Genomic DNA, 19,046 nt, shown 5'->3' on the forward strand with positions numbered 1-19,046 from the left:
TTGACTACACTGTTATTATACAACGACTTTGTGAACTTTATGAGACGTTTATGTTAACGTTTTCTAAAGATGGGTAAATAAGCTTTAACTTCTAAGAAATATTAACCTGCTTAATCTCAGCTAGTTTTTTCTATTATTGTTATAATTTAGTTTTGAGAAATGACGAATAAGAAGGGAGATCATTTAGTGAAATATAAACAGATAATTTTTGATGTTGATGATACTTTAATTGATTTTGCTGCAACAGAAGATTATGCACTTCATAGTTTATTTAATAAGAATCGCTGGCAATTAACACCTGAGCTTCAACGCCAATATCATGCCTATAATCAAGGTTTGTGGCGTCAACTTGAACAAGGTGAAATTACTTATGAAGAATTAAGTGAAAAAACATTCCATGATTTTATTAAGGAAAACTTTGACTTAGAAATAGATGGATTAAAAGCGATGGAAGAATATCGTTCCTATTTTGGTGAAGCACATAAGCTTCTACCGGGAGTTGAAGATACCTTGAAGTTTGCTAAGAAACAGGGATATAAATTGACTGTGCTTAGCAACGGGGAAAAGTTTATGCAGCGACATCGCTTAGAGCTTGCAGGAATCAAAGATTACTTTGACTTAATTGTGACTTCTGAAGAAGCGCATTATTCTAAACCTGATGAACATGCTTTTGATTATTTCTTTAGCAGAACAGAGATTAGTCCCGATCAGACGGTCTTTTTTGGAGATGGTCTTCAATCTGATATTTTAGGTGCTGAAAAGTATGGCTTTGATAGTGTTTGGTATAATCATCGCCATCGTAAAAACACATTAAATTTGCATCCCTTATTTGAAGTAGAAAATTATCCGCAATTTGTTAAGTTAATGCAGAATGACTTTGAAAAGAAGTATTAGATAATATTATAGAAATACATTTATATTGAAAAAATCATTGATAATCTAGATTATATTGAATCTTGATATATCAATGATTTTATTTTTATTCAAAATTTGCCTTTTTTAAGCTACTTCTTTTATTTGCTTTGTCTTTTGGTAATTTAGCTTTAATAAAACCATATTAGGATAGATAATATTTAAAGCTTTTTGAATTTAGAGAAACGATTGAGTAAATATATTAACATGAAATAAAAAGATAAAACTTGTATCTTTGTTACTTAATAAACTTTAAGAGAATGCTAAAATATAAGTTTTATATATTCAAAAAAATATAAAAATTAAAAAATGTTGATTAATATGAAGTTCAGTGTATACTTATTTTTAATATTATTAATGTAATTCTAATAAAGTGTGTTTGTGAGGTTGATATTTTGAAAATAGGAGAAGCTTTACAAAAAGTACGTATTGATTTAGGCTTGTCTCAAGCTAAGATGTGTGAAGGAATAGTGCAAAGACCTTTTTACACTTTAGTTGAAAGCGGGAAAAGTGGTATTAGTGCTGAAAGCCTAATTATGATACTGGTTTCACACAAAATAGACATTAATTATTTTTACAATTTGATTTATAAAAGCTATATGTCAAAGAAAGAAATAGTAAATGAAGAGTTGCAAGAAGAAATGGAGTATGCTGTAAATTCGAAAAATTATAACTTATTAGAATATAACTGTAATAGGATTTTATCTTGTTCTGACAATAATATATTAAAAATTAGAGCTATTGTTACAAATGCATATTTTAAGGGGGATTTAAGTAAAGTTGATAAAAATCTAAAATATAAAATTTGTATGGAATTCGATAAGGAAGAGAAATGGGTTGATAAACCTGAATATATTAGATTATTAGCCAACACAATGCCATTATTAAAAATAGAAATGCTTGATTCTCTAATAATGCACTTACTTAAATCACTCGATAAAAAAGAATTTATTTCGGAACTTATGATGGAAAGGTACTTACGAATTTTCGGAAATTATTTAGTAACTTGTTTTGACAGAGGATGCTATTTACGAAAAGAATATTCTTCAAATATATATAAAGTGATCAAATATATACTAAGTGCTAGTGATTCTTTTCATTTAATAATATATAGATTTCATGCTCATTATATGTATGCACTTTTTAAAAATAACGAAAAAGAAAGAAAAGAGATAATAAAATTTTTGAAATATTGTGGATATGGTAAGATTATAAAAAATTGGCCAAAAGCTAATGTGTAATAAATATCTTACAATATGGAATTAATTTTAGTTATTTATGATATTATTGTGTAAATTATAGTTATAGAAAGAAGTGATTTCAGATGACATGGTGGGAATTACCTATTATTTTTGGTAAATAAATTTAAAGTTGGTAGTTAAAGATACTATTAGATATTTTTTGCTGATTAGATCATTTAACTAAAGATATCCATTAAAAAAATTATTAAATCTTGGTATAAGTAGAGCCTTGATTTAATAGTTTTTTATTTTTAGTAAAAGTTAAAAACAATATATTTTATTATGAAGCTTTACTTTTACTAAATATATAACTTCATTAATCATAAATAAATGTGTCTGATTTTGTAATAAATATAATACAAAGTGTAAAGGATTAATACGTATTAGAATATAATTTCAATCATCAAATCTTAAAATGAGAAAGATGTGATGATTCAATTAATATTGAACTTAGATGATTAATTTAACATAAAAAGTTTAGGAGTCAAGAAATGAAAAAAATTAAAGTGGTCAATGAATTGAATGAATACATAAAAGATTTTATGCAAGTATCAAAAAAATTCGACAATACCAGTATTTATTAATACTGAACGTGAAGATTTACAAGAAAATATATAATTGCTTGAAAAATTAAATAATAATTATTCGATTCCATCAATTTTTAAAAGTGATTAAAGTATTTATAAAACTTGCAAAACTGATAATTTTTTATCACTAATTGATAAATTGAAAGCAGAATGGAGAACAGATGACATATACAATTAAATATTATTTATATACTTTATTTACTCAGTTAAGATTTACCAGAATAATCAATATACTTTTTATTGTACAAAGTTTGCATTTTAATTTGCTTCAGTTTGCATTTCTTCAATCATTATTTTTAGGAGGACAATTTGTCTCAGAAATTCCTAGTGGCATTTTAAGTGATTTATTTTTGAAAAAAAAGATAGTAGTTATTGGGCTCATTACTTTATCTCTTACACCAATTATAATTATTACCTCAATTCATATTCCAGACAATTTTAGATATTTGATATTAGTTATTGCATTTATTCTTGAGGGTGTTGGAAATGCCTTATTGAGTGGATCAGATGATGCTTTGTTTTATGAAGGAATAAGGAAAGAAGGACAAGAAAAAAAGTATGCTAAAATTCGAGGAAATATGCAGCTTATTAGTTCTATAACTTTAGGGATAGCAACAGGAATTGGGGGAGTTTTATATTCATATAATTCCATACTCCCTTATGTTTGCCAAAGTTTTACAATTATAATAGCTATACTTATTATTGCTAATGTTAAGGAAATTAAAACTACTGCAATTAAAAAAACAGATAGTTCAAATAATAAAAATATGGTTATGGAAATAATAAAGGTATTTAAAGAAATGACAGCAACAGCTAATATCTTTTTTATTTTTATATTTACAGTTATAACTGTATCCGTTATTAATTCTATATTTTCTTTTCTTCCCAACTATATTTCAAAAATGGGTTTTAATTCTTCAAGTAATGGTAACATATTTATGATTTATAGTTTGCTAGGAGGTCTAATAGCTACGCAAGCCTATCACTTAGCTAAGATAAAAATAAAGTCTTTATTACTGCTAATAGTATTTTTATTAGTCTTTTCATTGGCATTACAGATTCAAAATAATAGTTATATATTCTTAATAGGAGCAGGTATTTTATATAATATTATTGATATACTAGACCCTATAGTTATGCAGATGCTCAATTTATGGGTGAAAGATGAAGCAAGAGCTACTTTCATCTCTGGTCTATCCTTTTCCATTAGTTTAATGAGTATGTTGCTGAATCCAATTTTAGGCTTTTTAATTCAAAATATTGGAATGGTATATATGTTACTTTTAATTACTTTAGTTACAATATTAATGATAATATCTGCATATTTTATGATTATGAATAGTAAAAAAGAGAAACTGTAAAATATCTTGCGTAACTATTAATTGTTTATTAGTAAGTATAGATAGAAAAGAATTTAATGATTGTGAATATCTTATTGAAGAAATTGATAAGATATTAAATAATGAATTCTTTTATTATGAAAAGACAGTTTTTCTGTATGCACAAGGATATTTAGAATATAAAAGAAAAAATAAATTTTGAAAAACTAAATGGATATTTGGGAATTTTTGTTTAAATAATCTTTTACAGTTCTTACTGCAATTTGCGCTGCCATTCATTTGGAAAATGAAATACTCCAGTTGAAATACATGGAAAAGCAAATATTATTGAAACTCAAAAGGGGAAAGTTGCCCCAAAATTAGCCAAAAGATATTAGTTTGTATGATGTTTATCAAGCTATCAACATGGAGCATAACTTATTGCATATTGATCCAAAAACTAATCCTCAATGTATTGTAGGAAGCAATATCCAAGATACTCTTACTCATTACTATAATGAAATTGAAGATTAAAACTCCAGCTTTTTTTAGTTATCTTCACAAAAACGCCACATTTATTTGCTAACATTAAGTAAGCAAATAAAATTAAGGAGGCAGTTATGAAATTTAATTCACTTACAGATACTTATAAGTTAAACAATGGTGTTGAAATTCCAGTTATCGGTTTTGGTACTTGGCAAACACCTAGCGGTGAAGTTGCAGAAGAGTCAGTATTAGCAGCACTTAATTCAGGATACCGTCACATTGATACTGCTGCAGCTTATGGCAATGAAGAAAGTGTTGGTCGTGCAATTGCAAAAAGTGGTGTAAATCGTCATGATTTATTTGTTACTACTAAACTTTGGAATAGTGACCACGGTTATCAAGCTGCTAAGAAGGCAATTGATACTAGTTTAATGAAATTAGGACTGGATTATTTAGATCTTTACTTGATTCACTGGCCAAATCCTGCCGCAATGCGTGACAATTGGGCTGAAATGAATGCTGAAAGCTGGCAAGCTATGGAAGAAGCAGTTAAGGCTGGGAAAATTCGTGCAATTGGTATTTCCAATTTTAGAAAAAAGCACATTGATGAACTATTAAAGACCGCAGAAATTAAGCCTGCTGTTAACCAAAACTACTTAAATCCAAGTGACATGCAAGAAGAGCTTGTGAAGTATAATGATGAACTTGGAATCTTGAACGAAGCTTATAGTCCTCTTGGAACTGGTGGCCTACTTGGAAATGAAACTGTAAAAGAAATTGGTTCACATTATGGTAAGTCTCCAGCTCAAGTATTAATTCGTTGGTCACTTCAACATGGATTTTTGCCATTGCCAAAGTCGGTTCACCCAGAATACATTGAGGCAAATAGTGATGTATTTGATTTTGAAATTAGTCCAGAAGATATGAAGAGTTTGGACAATCTCCATGGGGTTGCAAAGACTGCACAAGATCCTGATAAGGCGGAGTTTTAGTTAAAAGTATAAAAGTCGCAAGTTTAAAACTTGCGACTTTTATTGATTATTCATAATTAATTTTATCCATATAAATAATAGAATAGTAGCAACTATAATTATAATAGTATCTATTAATAAGAAACCAAGTATAATTATGCCAATAGAATATAAATTAAAATTATTATTTATTAAATATAAAATTATGCCTAAACCATTGATACTTAATAGTCCTTCAGTAATATTAATAACTTTGTTTTTTATATCTTTTTTATCTTTTACTTCAGGTAATAATGTTCCAGAAATGTAAAAATCACAGCATGAATATATAATTGTAATTAGCATTATAAAAAATATTATTAGATTAGGAGAAGTTGAATTTAATATATTACTTTTTCCATAAAATAATACAAAGCCTAATAAAAGGAAGTTTAGTACAATAAACGATCGAATGATTACGTTTTTATCTTTATTTTCTAATTGTTCATTTTTGATTTTCATATATATAACTCCAAAATAATTATTCAAATGTATGGGGAAATATTTTTTATTATATCGTAATGTACTATAGAAATCATGCTATACTTTTAAGTAAAGATAGCAAAAAATCAATTTATAATGCAACTATATAAGTACAAAGTGTTGAATATATATGGGTAGTTCTTGATGAGCTGCCTTTTTTACTTTTTAAATAATTAGGAGGGATAAAATGAAACAACTTACAACAGGAATTATTGCTCATGTGGATGCAGGTAAGACCACCTTGTCAGAGGCAATGATGTATAAATCTGGTAACTTAAGAAAGCTAGGTAGAGTAGACAATGGGGATGCATTTCTTGATTCTGATAATTTAGAGAAAAAACGTGGGATTACGATTTTTTCTCATGAAGCAAAAATCACTACTGATAATATGGAAATTACTCTCCTTGATACACCGGGACACGTGGACCTTGGTGCTCAAACTGAAAATGTCTTGAGTGTATTAGATTATGCAATTCTAGTAATTTCAGCAAGCGATGGAGTGACTAGTTACACAAGACAGCTTTGGCGAATGCTTGAAAAGCGTAATATTCCAGTTTTCATTTTTGTTAATAAGATGGATATGGCAGGAATAAATAAAGACGAGGTTTTAGCTGATATACAGAAAAATCTTAATCAAAATTGTGTTGATTTTGGAGAGTCGGATTTTCTTGAAAATGTTGCTGCAAGTGATGAACAGCTTCTTGAAAAATATCTAGATAAGGATAGTTTAGACGATATTGATGTGCAAAATGCTATTAATAGTAGAAAAGTTTTTCCGATGTATTTTGGTTCGGCACTTAAGTTAGATGGAGTAGAGGAATTTTTAGCAGGGATAGATAAGTGGGGACAAGAGTCTAAATTCAAAGCTGATTTTTCTGCACGAGTCTTTAAAATTACCCATGATAAAAAGGGCGAGCGGCTAACTTGGTTACGCATTCTTGGCGGCAATTTAAAGGCGAAGAGTGAGTTATTGCCAGAAGAAAAAATTAACCAAATTCGAATTTATAATGGAGAAAGTTATGAAGTAGTTCAAGAAGCTTCTAGTGGTGAAATAGTTGCGGTAACTGGTATCACTAGTTCTTATCCAGGACAAGGAATAGGAATTGATGATTTAACCGAGACACAATTAAAGCCGGTTTTAACTTATAAAGTAATTCCTGAAAATGATGATCTTCATTCATGTTTAACAGCTTTAAAAAAATTAAATGATGAAGATCCACTCTTAAATGTAACTTGGAATAAAGAATTAGAAGAAATTCAAGTTGAATTAATGGGTGAAATGCAGCTGGAGGTTTTAAAGCAATTATTGCTTGAACGATTTAATTTAGAAGTTGAATTTAATCAAGGTAGTGTCTTATATAAGGAAACTATCACGAAGCCAATTGAAGCAGTAGGTCACTTTGAACCGCTAAGGCATTATTCAGAAGTGCACTTTTTGATGGAGCCAAATAATAAATTGACTTTTGCAAATAATTGCAGTTTGGAAGTTTTAGATAAAAATTATCAGCATCAAATTATGACAGCTCTTAAAAGTAAAACACATGTGGGAGTTTTGGCAGGTTTTCCAATTGATAATATAAAAATCACCTTAATTGGAGGTCGAGCAAGTAATGTTCATACTGTGGGAGGAGACTTTAGAGAAGCAACAAGTCGCGGAGTACGACAAGGCTTGATGGAGTTAAATGCACAAAATGCAATTGAAATTCTTGAGCCATGGTATGATTTTCGCTTAGAAATTCCAACAGGGGATGTCGGGCGAGCAATGACTGACATTCAAAAAATGGCAGGACAGTTTGATACTCCCGAAGATTATGGAACTAGAAGTGTAATTACAGGGAAAGCTCCGGTTTGTGAAATGCGCGACTATGCAAGTCAGGTGCGCAGTTACACGCATGGTGAGGGGAGTTTGGAGTGCATTTTTGCAGGATATAGAAAATGCCACAATTCTGATGAAGTAATTGCTGCACGTGATTATGATCCGATGTCCGATATTGATAATACTCCAAATTCAGTTTTTTGTTCTCATGGTGCGGGTCACACTGTTGTGTGGGATAAGGTACCAGAATATGCGCAGTATCCATATCAGTTTCCGTTAAAATAAAAAAGTGTTCCATGTGGAACACATAAAGTATTTTGAAAATTAAAAGGCTTTGAAAGTATCTAGTTAGAAATATTTCAAAGCCTTTTTTCATATAATAAATGTAGTGCAGGTCAAAAATTTCGCACCTAATTTGCGACAGAAGGTGATTTTTATCGAAATCTTTTTGTCAAAGTGCTGGTCGGTAACGCATTTGCCCTGCGCTAGGGTAGTAGCACTCAAGCTGATTTATTGACCTAGACTACTGAATATAATAGATTCTCTAGCAAGGTTTGTTATAGCTCGAATTAGTTATCTAAAGAAAGTCGATTGGTTTTTACTAATCGACTTTTTATATCCAATAAAAATAGCGATTAAGCCTAATGCCTAGTCGCTATTTGTTTATATCCAGTTTTAAAATACGGGCAGGTTGAAATTACTTGTCTAACTTAACTGGACTTTCTGGTTCTTTACCTTCAACTAAAGCTAAGTTGTTGTCAAATGCCTTAGTTACCATGTTTCTTACAGCGTGAGTAGTGTAGAAAGCAGTGTGAGGAGTTACCAAAACGTTTGGACGGTCAATTAAGTCTGCTAAACGCTTGTCTGGAAATTCCTTGCCTTCCCAATCTTCGTTGAATACACCAACTTCACCTTCGTAAGTATCCATTACGAAGCCGAAGATCTTACCTGAATCCAAACCACGGATTACAGCATCAGTGTCAACAAGTGGACCACGTGAAACGTTTACGATAACAACGCCATCTTTCATTTCTTTGATTGAGTCGTCATTGATCATGTGAACGTTAGCTGGAACATCTGGTACGTGAAGTGAAATTACGTCAGCCTTCTTGTAAAGTTCATCAAGTGAATCTACGTAGTAACCCTTCTTTTCAAGTTCTGGGTTCTTGAAGATATCGTAAGCGATAACTTTAGCGCCAAAGCCTTCCATAATTTGCATAAATACTTGACCAATGTGACCAGTACCTACAACACCAACAACTTGGTCACGAACTTCACGACCAATAGTTGGAGCCCAACGTAAGTCACGTTTAGCCATCTTTTCATCCATACGCTTGTCTTGACGAAGGACACGAGCTGCTTGAATAGCTGCGTGTTCTGCGATAGCGTCTGGTGAGTAAACAGGAACATTAGTGATTTCAAAGCCAAGTTCCTTAGCCTTGTCCATGTCAATATTATCAACACCAACATTACGCAATGACATCTTAGTTACGCCAGCGTCTGCTAAAGCTTGGAGAGTTTCTGGAGTGTAGTCCAATTGTTGGTAAACAACAACACCATCAGCACCCTTAGCTAACTTAGCAGTTTCAGGAGTTAAGAGCTTATCAGTATATTCAACTTCGACATCTTTGTGAGCGTCTTTCCATTCGTTTAAGAAAGGTTCTTCGTCCTTACGAATAGCGTAAGCAAAAATCTTTGTCATAATTCAACCTCCGTAAAAATTAATAGTATGACCTTTTCTTATTATACACTTGAGTTTAAATGTTAAAACACTAAAATTTAGAATTTATCAAAAAAACGTGTATTTTTTTAAATTTTATTCGTTTTTTAGGCGGTTTCAAGACTTTTATCACAAACTTTTTAAAGTAATAACCGAAATTCTAAACTTTTTATTAAGAGGGGTAAATAATTAGTGACATTATGTCACTTAGCTGATATATTATAAACATAGCAGAAATATTAAAGCGATTATAAAAAGGAGGAACTGCCTATAGAATAAAATAAAAATTCTTCTTATTCCTTATTATTATTTACATCTTAATGAAAGGACTTGAGAAAATGCTCATGCTTCAATTTATTTGGATAATTATTATCAGCGCTCTTATCGGCGTTTTTGCTGGAATCATTGTTGAAACTAATACGAATCTTTTTTATATAATTGCAACTACTGTTTCTAGTATTGCCGGCGCCATTTTTACTGAAGTGATGTACAATTTTCTCAATCCACATTTTTCAGCGGTTGCACTCATCCCTGGCGTAAGCGGCTCTATCATCCTAGCCGTCAGCGCATTTTTCCTTATTAGACTTCGCAATCGCGCCATTAGCCAAAGAACTAATGCAAAATAATTTCTTATTATTCTCATTCAACACAACTCCCTTTTAAAAGAAAGTTAGTTTAGAAATAGTCTATGCTGGCTTTTTTTATCATAGATGAAAAAGTTATGATTAATATTTAATTCTTTTATCGTAACTTTTTGGATACAAAATAAAAGACTTGACAACAAAATGATAGTTTTGATGTCAAGTCTTAATTAATATTGCTAAAAAAGTAGTGTTCGATTTTGTGAGTTAACTTTTTGTAAAGAATAAATGTTTCATTCTTTATTTTCAAAAATCTTATATATAATAAATACTATGATTCCCATACAAACTGCATTTATTAAGGCATTAAATAATAAGTTTGAAAAATGAGGGGATACATATAATGAATATATAAACTCAAAAATAACAGCACTTATTACATAAATAATTACTTTTAAAGTTTGCATTATTGCCAGCCCCATTTTGTAGGTCCCTTTACGTAATAGTTGTAGTCTACCCAAATACCACCTTTAATTGAACTATCTACTACAGATCCAATAAAAGCACCAACCGCTGCCGCTATTGCCGGAGCTGCAGAACCACTAGAAATTGCTCCACCTATTAGTGTACTAAGTCCAGTAATTGAACCAGCTGCAGCAGCTTTTGTCATTGATTTGCTTAAATATATTCTTACATAGTTCCAGTGAACGGATACTTTGTTAACACCATTATGATATCGACGTTTAGCCTTTGAAACAGCATATAGATTAGTTTTCAAATTTGGAAGGGTCGTATTATTGCTGTTATCGGATATAATAATTGTTTCGTCGGCAGTTTTTGTCTTTTTATTAATTGTCAAATAATTTTGTGACACAATATTATTTGAATGATTAATCAATTGCTTAGCTAAAGCATAATCTTGAGAAGAAATTATACTTTTAACCTTTTCATTAAGGACATATCGATTATCTTTTACTTCAACGTAAGGATTGATTTTCTCTTGAGTTGTTAAATCCAATTCATGAGTATTAGAAGATGAACTGTTTTCAATAGTAGCAGCATCGGCTGTACTAGTTAAAATTGGTGTACCAATGGATATTACAGTAGCTGAAAGCATGGTAACTAATAGTGATTTAGTTTTTTTCATTATAATTTTCTCCTCGTATGTAAAATAATAGTTTAATAACAATTTTACTTTAGTTTTATTGATTAGTAAATTAATTTTTTTACTAAAAATCAAAAAATATTAACGAAATAGTGTAATTTTTATAAGATTATATATTTCGCTAAAATTTAAAAAATAATTTTGTTCATGAAAGTACTTAAAATTATTGATATTGCAGTAAGTATCTTATTAGATTTAAGTATGATGAATAAACCTAATGCAAAATAATTTCTTATTATTCTCATTCAACACAACTCCCTTTTAAAAGAAAGTTAGTTTAGAAATAGTCTATGCTGGCTTTTTTCTTTTGATTTAAAAAACTTTAGCAAAATCGCGTATAATTAAGAAAAAAGAAAGAGGAATAATAATGAAATTAATTTCATGGAATATTGATTCACTAAATGCTGCCTTGACGAGTGATTCAGATCGGGCTAAAAAAACGCGAAAAGTTTTAGAAACAATTCAAAATCAAAGTCCTGACATAATTGCTATTCAAGAAACTAAACTGCGTTCTACTGGTCCAACTAAAAAACACAAAGAGATTTTATCGGCAATGTTTCCAGATTATGCTTATGTTTGGCGTTCTTCTGTTGAACCAGCAAGAAAAGGTTACGCTGGTACCATGTACTTATATAAGAAAGATTTAACACCAAAAGCTACTTATCCAGAAATTGGTGCTCCAAGTACAATGGATCAAGAAGGAAGAATTATTACTTTAGAATTTCCAGAGTTTTTTGTAACTGAAGTCTACACTCCAAATGCTGGGGGAGATTTAAAGCGACTTAGCGAGCGTCAAGAATGGGATAAGAAGTATGCCGAATATTTAGTAGAACTTGATAAGCAAAAGCCAGTAATTGCAAGTGGTGACTATAATTGTGCTCATACAGAAATTGACTTGAAGCATCCCGAAAATAATCATCATTCTGCAGGTTTTACCGATGAAGAGCGAGCAGGATTTGATAATTTACTTAAGAGTGGATTTACTGATACTTTTAGAAAAGTAAATGGTAATGTCAAAGATGTCTACACTTGGTGGGCGCAAAGAGTTAGAACCGCTAAAGCCAACAATTCAGGCTGGAGAATTGATTATTGGTTAGTCAGTGATAGAATTGCGGATAAAGTAAGTCGCTCTGAAATGATTGATACGGGAGAGCGAGCAGATCACTGTCCAATATTGCTTGAGATTGAAATATAATTAATTTTAGTGATGAAAAATGTTTAGAAGAAAAAAGAGGATTAAGCAAGAAGAAAAATTATTGAATGATATTAATATACTTCTAAAGGATTCGATAGTTTCTGAAAAAGAACGCCAAATTCTAGAAGTTGCAAAAGAACAAATTGAGCATAAAAAATATTTTGCAAGAATCTTAGCAGACTTAGAAGGAAATCTTCGACCCTTAGCAATTAAATCTGAGCTTACTAAAAATGTCGCAAAGTTATATTCTTCAATAATTAATGAAACTTATGAAGATTCAGGCTGGAGCGGAATTAGATTTTTTTAAAATAAATCGGTCTGAAATGATTATTTTTGCTTATTAAGAAGACTATTTCCTAATATTATTAGGTATAGACCTTTAAAAATGTTGAAAAAGCACCTAAATTTAGGTGCTTTTTTTAATTGGTCTAGTGTATAATAGACGAGAATATTTTTTAGGAGTTGAAAATACGTGGACGAAGAAATAGAAGTAACTAGCCAAGAAAACTGGGGTCAAGAAAAAGACCTCGTATATAATCGGTTAACTGCATTTAAATTATTTGCGATGACCAGTTCGATGGTTATTTCGGTTAATGAATTAGCCCCATTTGGTAAGACTGGACCTACTGCATTATTTTATTTGTTGATTGCTGGGATTGCCTGGTTTATTCCGATTACGCAAATGGCTGGAGAAATGGCTTCAATTGATGGTTGGAGTGAAGGTGGAATCTTTACTTGGGTTAAAGGATCTTTAGGTGAAAAAACTGGCTGGACTGCAATGTGCTATCAATGGATCCATATTACAGTTGGAATGTGTACGATGATGTATGTAGTCATCGGTGCTTTATCAATTGCTTTTGATACACCTTGGTTTAACACTAATCCTTTGGTAAGATTTGGCTTAATGATGCTGATTTTATGGGCAACTACTGCGATTCAAGTGATTGGTGTAAGAAAGATTGGTCAAATTGCAGAATGGTTATTTATCTTAGGAATTGCACTTCCTGTAATTAGTTTGATTGTCTTTTTCTTCGTTTACGTAGCTCAAGGCAGACCTTTACATATGACACTTAATTGGCATACAATTTTGCCACATGAATTAGATGGAGCTACATTAGTTGCCTTTGTTCCATTTATGTTAGCATTTTGTGGGGGAGAAGCATCAGCACCTCACGTTAAGAACTTAATTCACCCTAAATCATACTCAAAAGTTATGATGGGGTTAGCAGCAACTGCTATTTGTTTTGACCTTTTTGGAAGTATGGCAATTGGAATGACTGTTCCAAAAAGTGAAATTCAAAATAGTACAGGATTTGTTTTTGCTTATGGAAAACTTTTAAATTCAATTGGTCTTCCTGGTGATTTATTACAAAAAATAGTAGGTGTATTACTTGCTTGCGGAGTAGTAGGAGAACTTGGAAATTGGATTTCTGGTCCTAATCAAGGGATGTATGAAGCAGCTAAACAAGGCTACATGCCAAAATTCTTTGCACATACAACTAGTCGTCATGTACCATTTAGATTAATGGTATTGCAATCACTAATTGTGACTGTTTCTGCAGTACTTATTACCTTTACAAGTGGTGCCGATGCAGATTTTGCTTTTAATGTATCCTTAGCTGCTACTACTGCACAATACTTAATGGTATATATGATTATGCTTGTAGCATATATTGTTTTAAAGCGTGAACATGAAAGTCTTCATCGGACTTATTACATGACTAAGAATCCCGTGGTAAGTATTATTATTGCATTGATTGCAATGGTGATTACAATTGTGGCATTTTTTGTAACCTTTATCCCAGCTACTGAAACACCTGATAATTTACGAATTGCTTATGTATTCTTATTAGCGTTAATGTGCTTGGTGGTATCAGTGATTCCATTAATTTTATATAGATATAAAGATAAGTGGAATTGGTAAAGATAATGAAATAGAAGCTCAAAATTTGGGCTTCTATTTTTGTTTTTGTAGAATAATGACAGGGAGGAAATAATGAACAAAGTACTTAAAAACGCCTTACTAAATGGTTTATATGATAAAAAATATTTAGGACATGAAAATTTAAATCCTAAATTATTAACTAATGAAAATCATGATAATATTTGGCTAACTCTACGCCAGGAACTGCTTACTTGTCAAAGCTTTACTTGGGCAGTAGCTTTTATTACTGAAGATATGCTTGTTCCATTTAAATTAGTAATGGAAGATTTAGCTAAGAAAGGAATTTCTGGAACTTTAATTACTGGAAGTTATTTGGGATTTAATAGTCCAAAAGTTTTTTATGAATTATTAAAAATTAAAAATTTAACTGTGAAAATTTCCTCTGATAATTTTCATGCTAAGGGTTATTTCTTTCGTCATCTTGATTATGAAACAGTTATTGTTGGAAGTGCTAATTTTACGCGTTCTGCACTTTTGAGTAATTATGAATTAGCGATGAGAATTACTAGTTCGGAAAATGCTACAATGATTGATCAAGTTCAATCAAGTTTGACTAAATTAAAGCAAAATAGTTTTGATTTAACTGATGATTGGATAAAATCTTACGAGCAGAATTGGGAAAAACCAGTTTCAACAAATTTTTCTAAAAAACAATCTTCAAAAATTATCCCTAATAAAATGCAGCGAGCAGCTTTAAAAGAACTAAATAGACTTGTTGATGTTGGAGAAAATCGAAGCTTAGTTGTTTCAGCAACCGGTACAGGAAAGACGTATCTAGGTGCATTTGCTGTTAAAGATTTTAAACCTAAAAAGTTTCTTTATGTAGTTCACCGTGAACAAATTGCTAAAAAAGCGTTAGAAAGTTTTTATCAAGTAATTGGTGGAAAAAAGTCTGACTATGGGATGCTCACAGGAAAAAAGCATGATATGAGTGCAAAATATATTTTTGCGACAGTTCAAACTTTGAACCAAGATTATATATTAGAAGAATTTTCTCCATCAGAATTTGATTATATTTTAATTGATGAAGCTCACCGTTCAGCTGCACCAAGTTATCAAAAAGTATTAAATTATTTTAAGCCTAAATTTTATCTAGGGATGACAGCCACTCCTGAAAGAATGGATGAGAAGAATGTTTATGAAATTTTTGACTATAATTTAGCTTATGAAATTCGTCTGCAAGATGCGTTAAAAGAACATATGCTAGCTCCTTTTCATTATGTCGGAGTAGAAGATTATGAAGCAGATGGTGAAATAATTGATGAAACTAGCAATTTAAATAAATTAACGGCAAAAAAACGAGTTGACTATATTTTGCATGAACTTGATTATTATGGCTATTGTGGTAGTAAACCTAAGGGGCTAATTTTTTGCAGTAGAACTGATGAAGCTAAAAAACTAGCTGAAGAGTTCAATTTGCGTAATCATAAATCTGTTTCATTAACTAATCAAGATACAGAAAAAGTTCGCCAAAAAGTTGTTCGAGATTTAGAAAATGGAAAGATTGAATATATTATTACGGTTGATTTGTTTAATGAAGGAGTAGATATTCCTTCTCTTAATCAAATAATAATGCTGAGGAATACTGAATCGAGTATTGTTTTTATTCAGCAATTAGGACGTGGACTTAGAAAATATCCAGGAAAAGAATATGTTACTGTAATTGATTTTATTGGTAATTATAAGAATAACTATATGATTCCTTTAGCATTGAACCATGATGTAAGTTTAGATAAAGATAAAGCCTATGAAGAAGTTAAAATTCCACAATTAATTGATGTTTCGACGATTAATTTTAATCAAATTGCAGCTAAGAAAATTTTGGCATCTCTTGAAAAAATTAAGCTAGATAGTATGAAAAATTTGCGTGATTCATATAATGATTTAAAGCAAAAATTAGGACGTGTACCAAAGCTTTATGACTTTTATAAATATGGTGCCAGTTCGCCATTAGTATTTGCTACAAATAATTTAGTGAAAAATTATGCGGAGTTTTTACAAAAAATGGGCGAAGATATCCAGTTATCAGAATATGAAAATCAGACATTAACTTTTATAACTAAAGAACTCTTAGCAGGGAAAAGGCCACATGAATTAGTTTTATTAGATTTATTATTGCAAAAAGAAAAAGTAGAAGAAAAAGAATACATCAGCCGATTACAAGAAGAAAAAGTTTATGTAAGTACTGAAGTTCTTGAATCTATTGAAAGGATTCTAACTTTAAAGTTTTTTGATGTGAAAGCTGGTAAAACTACAAAAAAAGAACAATATGGTAATTTTGCATTGATTAAAAAAGTTGAGTCTCAATATTATTTTTCAAATCAAATGCAATCGGCGTTAAAAAATTCCCAGTATCGGGAATTTTTGCAAGATTTAATTAAAACGGGACTATTATTAACACAGGAATATTCAGCTGAAAATCAATTTACTTTATACAAAAAATATGATCGAGAAGATGTATGTCGTCTTTTGAATTGGCCGCTAGATGTTAGTGCGCCAATGTATGGATATCGAGTAGGGGAAAACGAAACACCAATTTTTATTACTTATAAAAAAGACTCTGAAGAAAAACGCAACAGTATCTACCATAATGATTTTTCTGATGGGCAGACTTTGCGATGGTATACACGTTCGCCTCGTCATATAAATTCAAAAGAAGTACAAAATTTGCTTAAACCTAATATGAAATTGCATGTTTTTGTAAAAAGAAGTGATGCCGCAGGTAAAGAATTTTTTTATTTAGGAGAAGCGAAAATTTTGCAAGAAAGTGTTAAAGAAGAGTTATTAGGTCCAAAGAAAAAAGCGGCTGTAGGGATGAATCTTCAACTTAAGCAGCCACTTTCAAATTCAATGTATAATATTTTATTTGCTGACTAAAAAAGCATCCTTCAGGGATGCTTTTTGCTTATCTTTGATTAAATAATCCTGGTTTAATATGATTTAAAATTTCAAAACCAGCATCTTTTTCATCATTTTCATTATTGTTAGTTTGATTTAAAAACATTACCAAACCGTTTTGGTTATCAGTTGTCATTTGGAACCAATCACCAAAATGAGTACCAGCTAAATTTCCATAAGCTGATTTTAAAGTGTCATTATTTTTTAAATAAATACCGCCAGAGTAATCGGTGACTTTACTTCTTAAATGAGTTAAATAGTTAAAGTCAGAATGAGATAAAATTTGACCGTTTGATAAACCAACTTGAATTTTATAATAATCTTTTGGTGTAGAGAACAAGTTACCAGCTCCAGGAAGTTGAGATGCTAAAGAGCGTTTAACATAGGATGCATCTTTGTAATTATTAAATCCATTCCAAAAATATGAAATTGCATCGGTTTTATAGTTGGGAATATTTTGATATAAATAAGTGTTTTGAAGACCTAATCTGTCAATGATTCGAGTTTGGAAATTTTGTTCGTAGGACTGATTTGTAACTTTACGGATAATTCCAGCAAGCAAGATATAATTTGTATTATTGTAAAAGTAAGTGCCAGGTTCTGCTTCATTAGTTTCATTTACATGGTTTACTACCCAATCAATCGCTTGTTCTTCTGAATAATTAGTGTTTCGGTTGATTTCTGTACCGGTTGCGACAATTCCTGAAGTATGCGTGAGGAGATTTCCTACTGTGATTTTATCGGCATTTTTTAGGTTTGGGTACCAGCGAGAAATCTTCGTATATTGAGAAAATTCTTGGTTAGTATTGTTAGTTTCGTTAATTAATTGGATAACCATTGAAGCAGTAATAACTTTTTGAAGTGATGCAGTCGGATAAACAACCTTTTCATTACCATTACCAATCCGCTTGCCATACCACCCATAACCGTAGCTAATTTGTTGTGGTTCGCCATCTTTGATAACAACTACAGAACCGCGGACGTGATGTTTAGCTAAAGTATCTCTTACAAAACTACGCATTTCAGCTCTTTCAGCACTAGTAGCAGCGTAAACTGTTTGTGGTTTTTGCTTTGCTAAAACGACGCCAGATACTCCTAGTGTAATAGCAGCGGTTAATGTGATAAGTTTATTTTTCATATTAAGGTACTCCCTCTCAAGATTTACTTATAGATTATAAAACTTTTTTTGCAATAATAATCTATAAAAATGTTAAAATTTTTTCGTTAAGTTTTTTAGGAGGAATTGTAATGCAACAAGAAATTATTCATGACATAGTATTTTTAAGTAAAAAATCTCTCCCAGCACAAAAATCTGATATTAAGATTGCCGAGGACTTAAGAGATACATTAATAGCAAATAGTGGAATTGCAATTGGATTAGCAGCAAACATGATTGGTAAAAATAAAAGGATCATTGCTTTTTATGCAGGAATGTTACCAATAGTAATGTTAAATCCAACTATAATTAAAAAATCAGATGAATACAGTGTAGAGGAAGGCTGTTTATCTTTAGCTGGAACAAGAAAGACTAAACGCTATGATAAAATTGTTGTTGAATATCGAGATTTGAATTTCAATAAAAAAACACAAGAATTTACTGGTTTAATTGCAGAAACTATTCAACATGAAGTCGATCATTGTAATGGAATTTTGATTTAATTTAATTTTTTTACAAAAAAGGGTTGCAA

General features: G+C 30.8%; 16 protein-coding genes and 1 pseudogene. 13 read left to right on the forward strand and 4 right to left on the reverse strand.

Features of this window, described 5'->3' with window-relative positions:
• Positions 1 to 186 precede the first annotated feature (186 nt).
• From ACTHPI_RS01875 to ACTHPI_RS01900, 6 genes and pseudogenes are all read left to right on the forward strand, one after another.
• Complete coding sequence (locus ACTHPI_RS01875; RefSeq protein WP_445352479.1) at positions 187 to 894, forward strand: YjjG family noncanonical pyrimidine nucleotidase; 708 nt, start codon at positions 187 to 189, stop codon at positions 892 to 894.
• 413 nt (positions 895 to 1,307) lie between these two features.
• Entirely contained in the window at positions 1,308 to 2,153 is an 846-nt protein-coding gene (locus ACTHPI_RS01880) for a helix-turn-helix domain-containing protein (RefSeq protein WP_445352480.1), read from the forward strand.
• Positions 2,154 to 2,901: 748 nt separating this feature from the next.
• On the forward strand, positions 2,902 to 4,101 hold the full coding sequence (locus tag ACTHPI_RS01885) for an MFS transporter (RefSeq protein ID WP_445352481.1): 1,200 nt from the start codon (positions 2,902 to 2,904) through the stop codon (positions 4,099 to 4,101).
• 1 nt (position 4,102) lies between these two features.
• Positions 4,103 to 4,282, forward strand: coding sequence for an Rgg family transcriptional regulator (locus ACTHPI_RS01890; RefSeq protein WP_445352501.1), 180 nt, complete (start codon positions 4,103 to 4,105; stop codon positions 4,280 to 4,282).
• Positions 4,283 to 4,443: 161 nt separating this feature from the next.
• A pseudogene (locus ACTHPI_RS01895) lies at positions 4,444 to 4,587 on the forward strand (transcriptional regulator); the annotation flags it as partial.
• Between the two features lie 92 nt (positions 4,588 to 4,679).
• Positions 4,680 to 5,537 carry an aldo/keto reductase gene (locus tag ACTHPI_RS01900; RefSeq protein ID WP_445352482.1) on the forward strand — a complete coding sequence of 286 codons (858 nt, stop codon included), beginning with the start codon at positions 4,680 to 4,682 and terminating at the stop codon, positions 5,535 to 5,537.
• Between the two features lie 39 nt (positions 5,538 to 5,576).
• On the opposite strand, the gene ACTHPI_RS01905 is transcribed toward ACTHPI_RS01900, so the two are convergent.
• The gene (locus ACTHPI_RS01905; protein WP_445352483.1) at positions 5,577 to 6,017 is read right to left on the reverse strand and encodes a hypothetical protein; all 441 of its coding nucleotides are present in this window, start codon (positions 6,015 to 6,017) and stop codon (positions 5,577 to 5,579) included.
• A gap of 208 nt (positions 6,018 to 6,225) precedes the next feature.
• Between ACTHPI_RS01905 and ACTHPI_RS01910 the strand changes: the two genes are divergently transcribed.
• A complete protein-coding gene (locus tag ACTHPI_RS01910; protein ID WP_445352484.1) occupies positions 6,226 to 8,139 on the forward strand; it encodes a GTP-binding protein in 1,914 nt (637 codons plus the stop codon).
• 412 nt (positions 8,140 to 8,551) lie between these two features.
• Here ACTHPI_RS01910 and ACTHPI_RS01915 read toward each other — a convergent pair whose 3' ends face one another.
• Positions 8,552 to 9,556, reverse strand: a complete 1,005-nt coding sequence (locus ACTHPI_RS01915) for a D-2-hydroxyacid dehydrogenase (protein WP_445352485.1) — start codon at positions 9,554 to 9,556, stop codon at positions 8,552 to 8,554.
• Between the two features lie 362 nt (positions 9,557 to 9,918).
• On the opposite strand from ACTHPI_RS01915, the gene ACTHPI_RS01920 reads away from it, so the two are divergent.
• On the forward strand, positions 9,919 to 10,200 hold the full coding sequence (locus tag ACTHPI_RS01920) for a hypothetical protein (RefSeq protein ID WP_445352486.1): 282 nt from the start codon (positions 9,919 to 9,921) through the stop codon (positions 10,198 to 10,200).
• A gap of 421 nt (positions 10,201 to 10,621) precedes the next feature.
• Here ACTHPI_RS01920 and ACTHPI_RS01925 read toward each other — a convergent pair whose 3' ends face one another.
• Positions 10,622 to 11,302, reverse strand: a complete 681-nt coding sequence (locus ACTHPI_RS01925; protein WP_445352487.1) for a hypothetical protein — start codon at positions 11,300 to 11,302, stop codon at positions 10,622 to 10,624.
• Positions 11,303 to 11,687: 385 nt separating this feature from the next.
• Here ACTHPI_RS01925 and ACTHPI_RS01930 point away from each other — a divergent pair, with 385 nt between their 5' ends.
• The 4 genes from ACTHPI_RS01930 (at position 11,688) to ACTHPI_RS01945 (ending at position 17,337) form a co-directional block, all read left to right on the forward strand.
• Positions 11,688 to 12,515 carry an exodeoxyribonuclease III gene (locus ACTHPI_RS01930; protein WP_445352488.1) on the forward strand — a complete coding sequence of 276 codons (828 nt, stop codon included), beginning with the start codon at positions 11,688 to 11,690 and terminating at the stop codon, positions 12,513 to 12,515.
• A gap of 19 nt (positions 12,516 to 12,534) precedes the next feature.
• Positions 12,535 to 12,822, forward strand: coding sequence for a bacteriocin immunity protein (locus ACTHPI_RS01935; RefSeq protein ID WP_445352489.1), 288 nt, complete (start codon positions 12,535 to 12,537; stop codon positions 12,820 to 12,822).
• Positions 12,823 to 12,987: 165 nt separating this feature from the next.
• Positions 12,988 to 14,439 (forward strand): amino acid permease, encoded by a 1,452-nt coding sequence (locus tag ACTHPI_RS01940; protein ID WP_445352490.1) that lies wholly within the window; start codon positions 12,988 to 12,990, stop codon positions 14,437 to 14,439.
• A gap of 72 nt (positions 14,440 to 14,511) precedes the next feature.
• The gene (locus ACTHPI_RS01945; RefSeq protein WP_445352491.1) at positions 14,512 to 17,337 is read left to right on the forward strand and encodes a DEAD/DEAH box helicase; all 2,826 of its coding nucleotides are present in this window, start codon (positions 14,512 to 14,514) and stop codon (positions 17,335 to 17,337) included.
• Between the two features lie 28 nt (positions 17,338 to 17,365).
• Here ACTHPI_RS01945 and ACTHPI_RS01950 read toward each other — a convergent pair whose 3' ends face one another.
• Positions 17,366 to 18,496, reverse strand: coding sequence for a serine hydrolase domain-containing protein (locus tag ACTHPI_RS01950; RefSeq protein ID WP_445352492.1), 1,131 nt, complete (start codon positions 18,494 to 18,496; stop codon positions 17,366 to 17,368).
• A gap of 110 nt (positions 18,497 to 18,606) precedes the next feature.
• Between ACTHPI_RS01950 and ACTHPI_RS01955 the strand changes: the two genes are divergently transcribed.
• Complete coding sequence (locus ACTHPI_RS01955; protein WP_445352493.1) at positions 18,607 to 19,017, forward strand: peptide deformylase; 411 nt, start codon at positions 18,607 to 18,609, stop codon at positions 19,015 to 19,017.
• Positions 19,018 to 19,046: the final 29 nt, after the last annotated feature.

The sequence above is a fragment of the Lactobacillus sp. PSON genome (assembly GCF_052615405.1).

What these genes read in the sequence shown, in the direction of transcription:
- ACTHPI_RS01885 (WP_445352481.1), top strand. Translation starts at nt 2,902, where the DNA reads ATGACATATACAATTAAATATTATTTATATACTTTATTTACTCAGTTA.
- ACTHPI_RS01900 (WP_445352482.1), top strand. Translation starts at nt 4,680, where the DNA reads ATGAAATTTAATTCACTTACAGATACTTATAAGTTAAACAATGGTGTT.
- ACTHPI_RS01905 (WP_445352483.1), bottom strand. Translation starts at nt 6,017, where the DNA reads ATGAAAATCAAAAATGAACAATTAGAAAATAAAGATAAAAACGTAATC.
- ACTHPI_RS01910 (WP_445352484.1), top strand. Translation starts at nt 6,226, where the DNA reads ATGAAACAACTTACAACAGGAATTATTGCTCATGTGGATGCAGGTAAG.
- ACTHPI_RS01915 (WP_445352485.1), bottom strand. Translation starts at nt 9,556, where the DNA reads ATGACAAAGATTTTTGCTTACGCTATTCGTAAGGACGAAGAACCTTTC.
- ACTHPI_RS01920 (WP_445352486.1), top strand. Translation starts at nt 9,919, where the DNA reads ATGCTTCAATTTATTTGGATAATTATTATCAGCGCTCTTATCGGCGTT.
- ACTHPI_RS01925 (WP_445352487.1), bottom strand. Translation starts at nt 11,302, where the DNA reads ATGAAAAAAACTAAATCACTATTAGTTACCATGCTTTCAGCTACTGTA.
- ACTHPI_RS01930 (WP_445352488.1), top strand. Translation starts at nt 11,688, where the DNA reads ATGAAATTAATTTCATGGAATATTGATTCACTAAATGCTGCCTTGACG.
- ACTHPI_RS01935 (WP_445352489.1), top strand. Translation starts at nt 12,535, where the DNA reads ATGTTTAGAAGAAAAAAGAGGATTAAGCAAGAAGAAAAATTATTGAAT.
- ACTHPI_RS01945 (WP_445352491.1), top strand. Translation starts at nt 14,512, where the DNA reads ATGAACAAAGTACTTAAAAACGCCTTACTAAATGGTTTATATGATAAA.
- ACTHPI_RS01950 (WP_445352492.1), bottom strand. Translation starts at nt 18,496, where the DNA reads ATGAAAAATAAACTTATCACATTAACCGCTGCTATTACACTAGGAGTA.
- ACTHPI_RS01955 (WP_445352493.1), top strand. Translation starts at nt 18,607, where the DNA reads ATGCAACAAGAAATTATTCATGACATAGTATTTTTAAGTAAAAAATCT.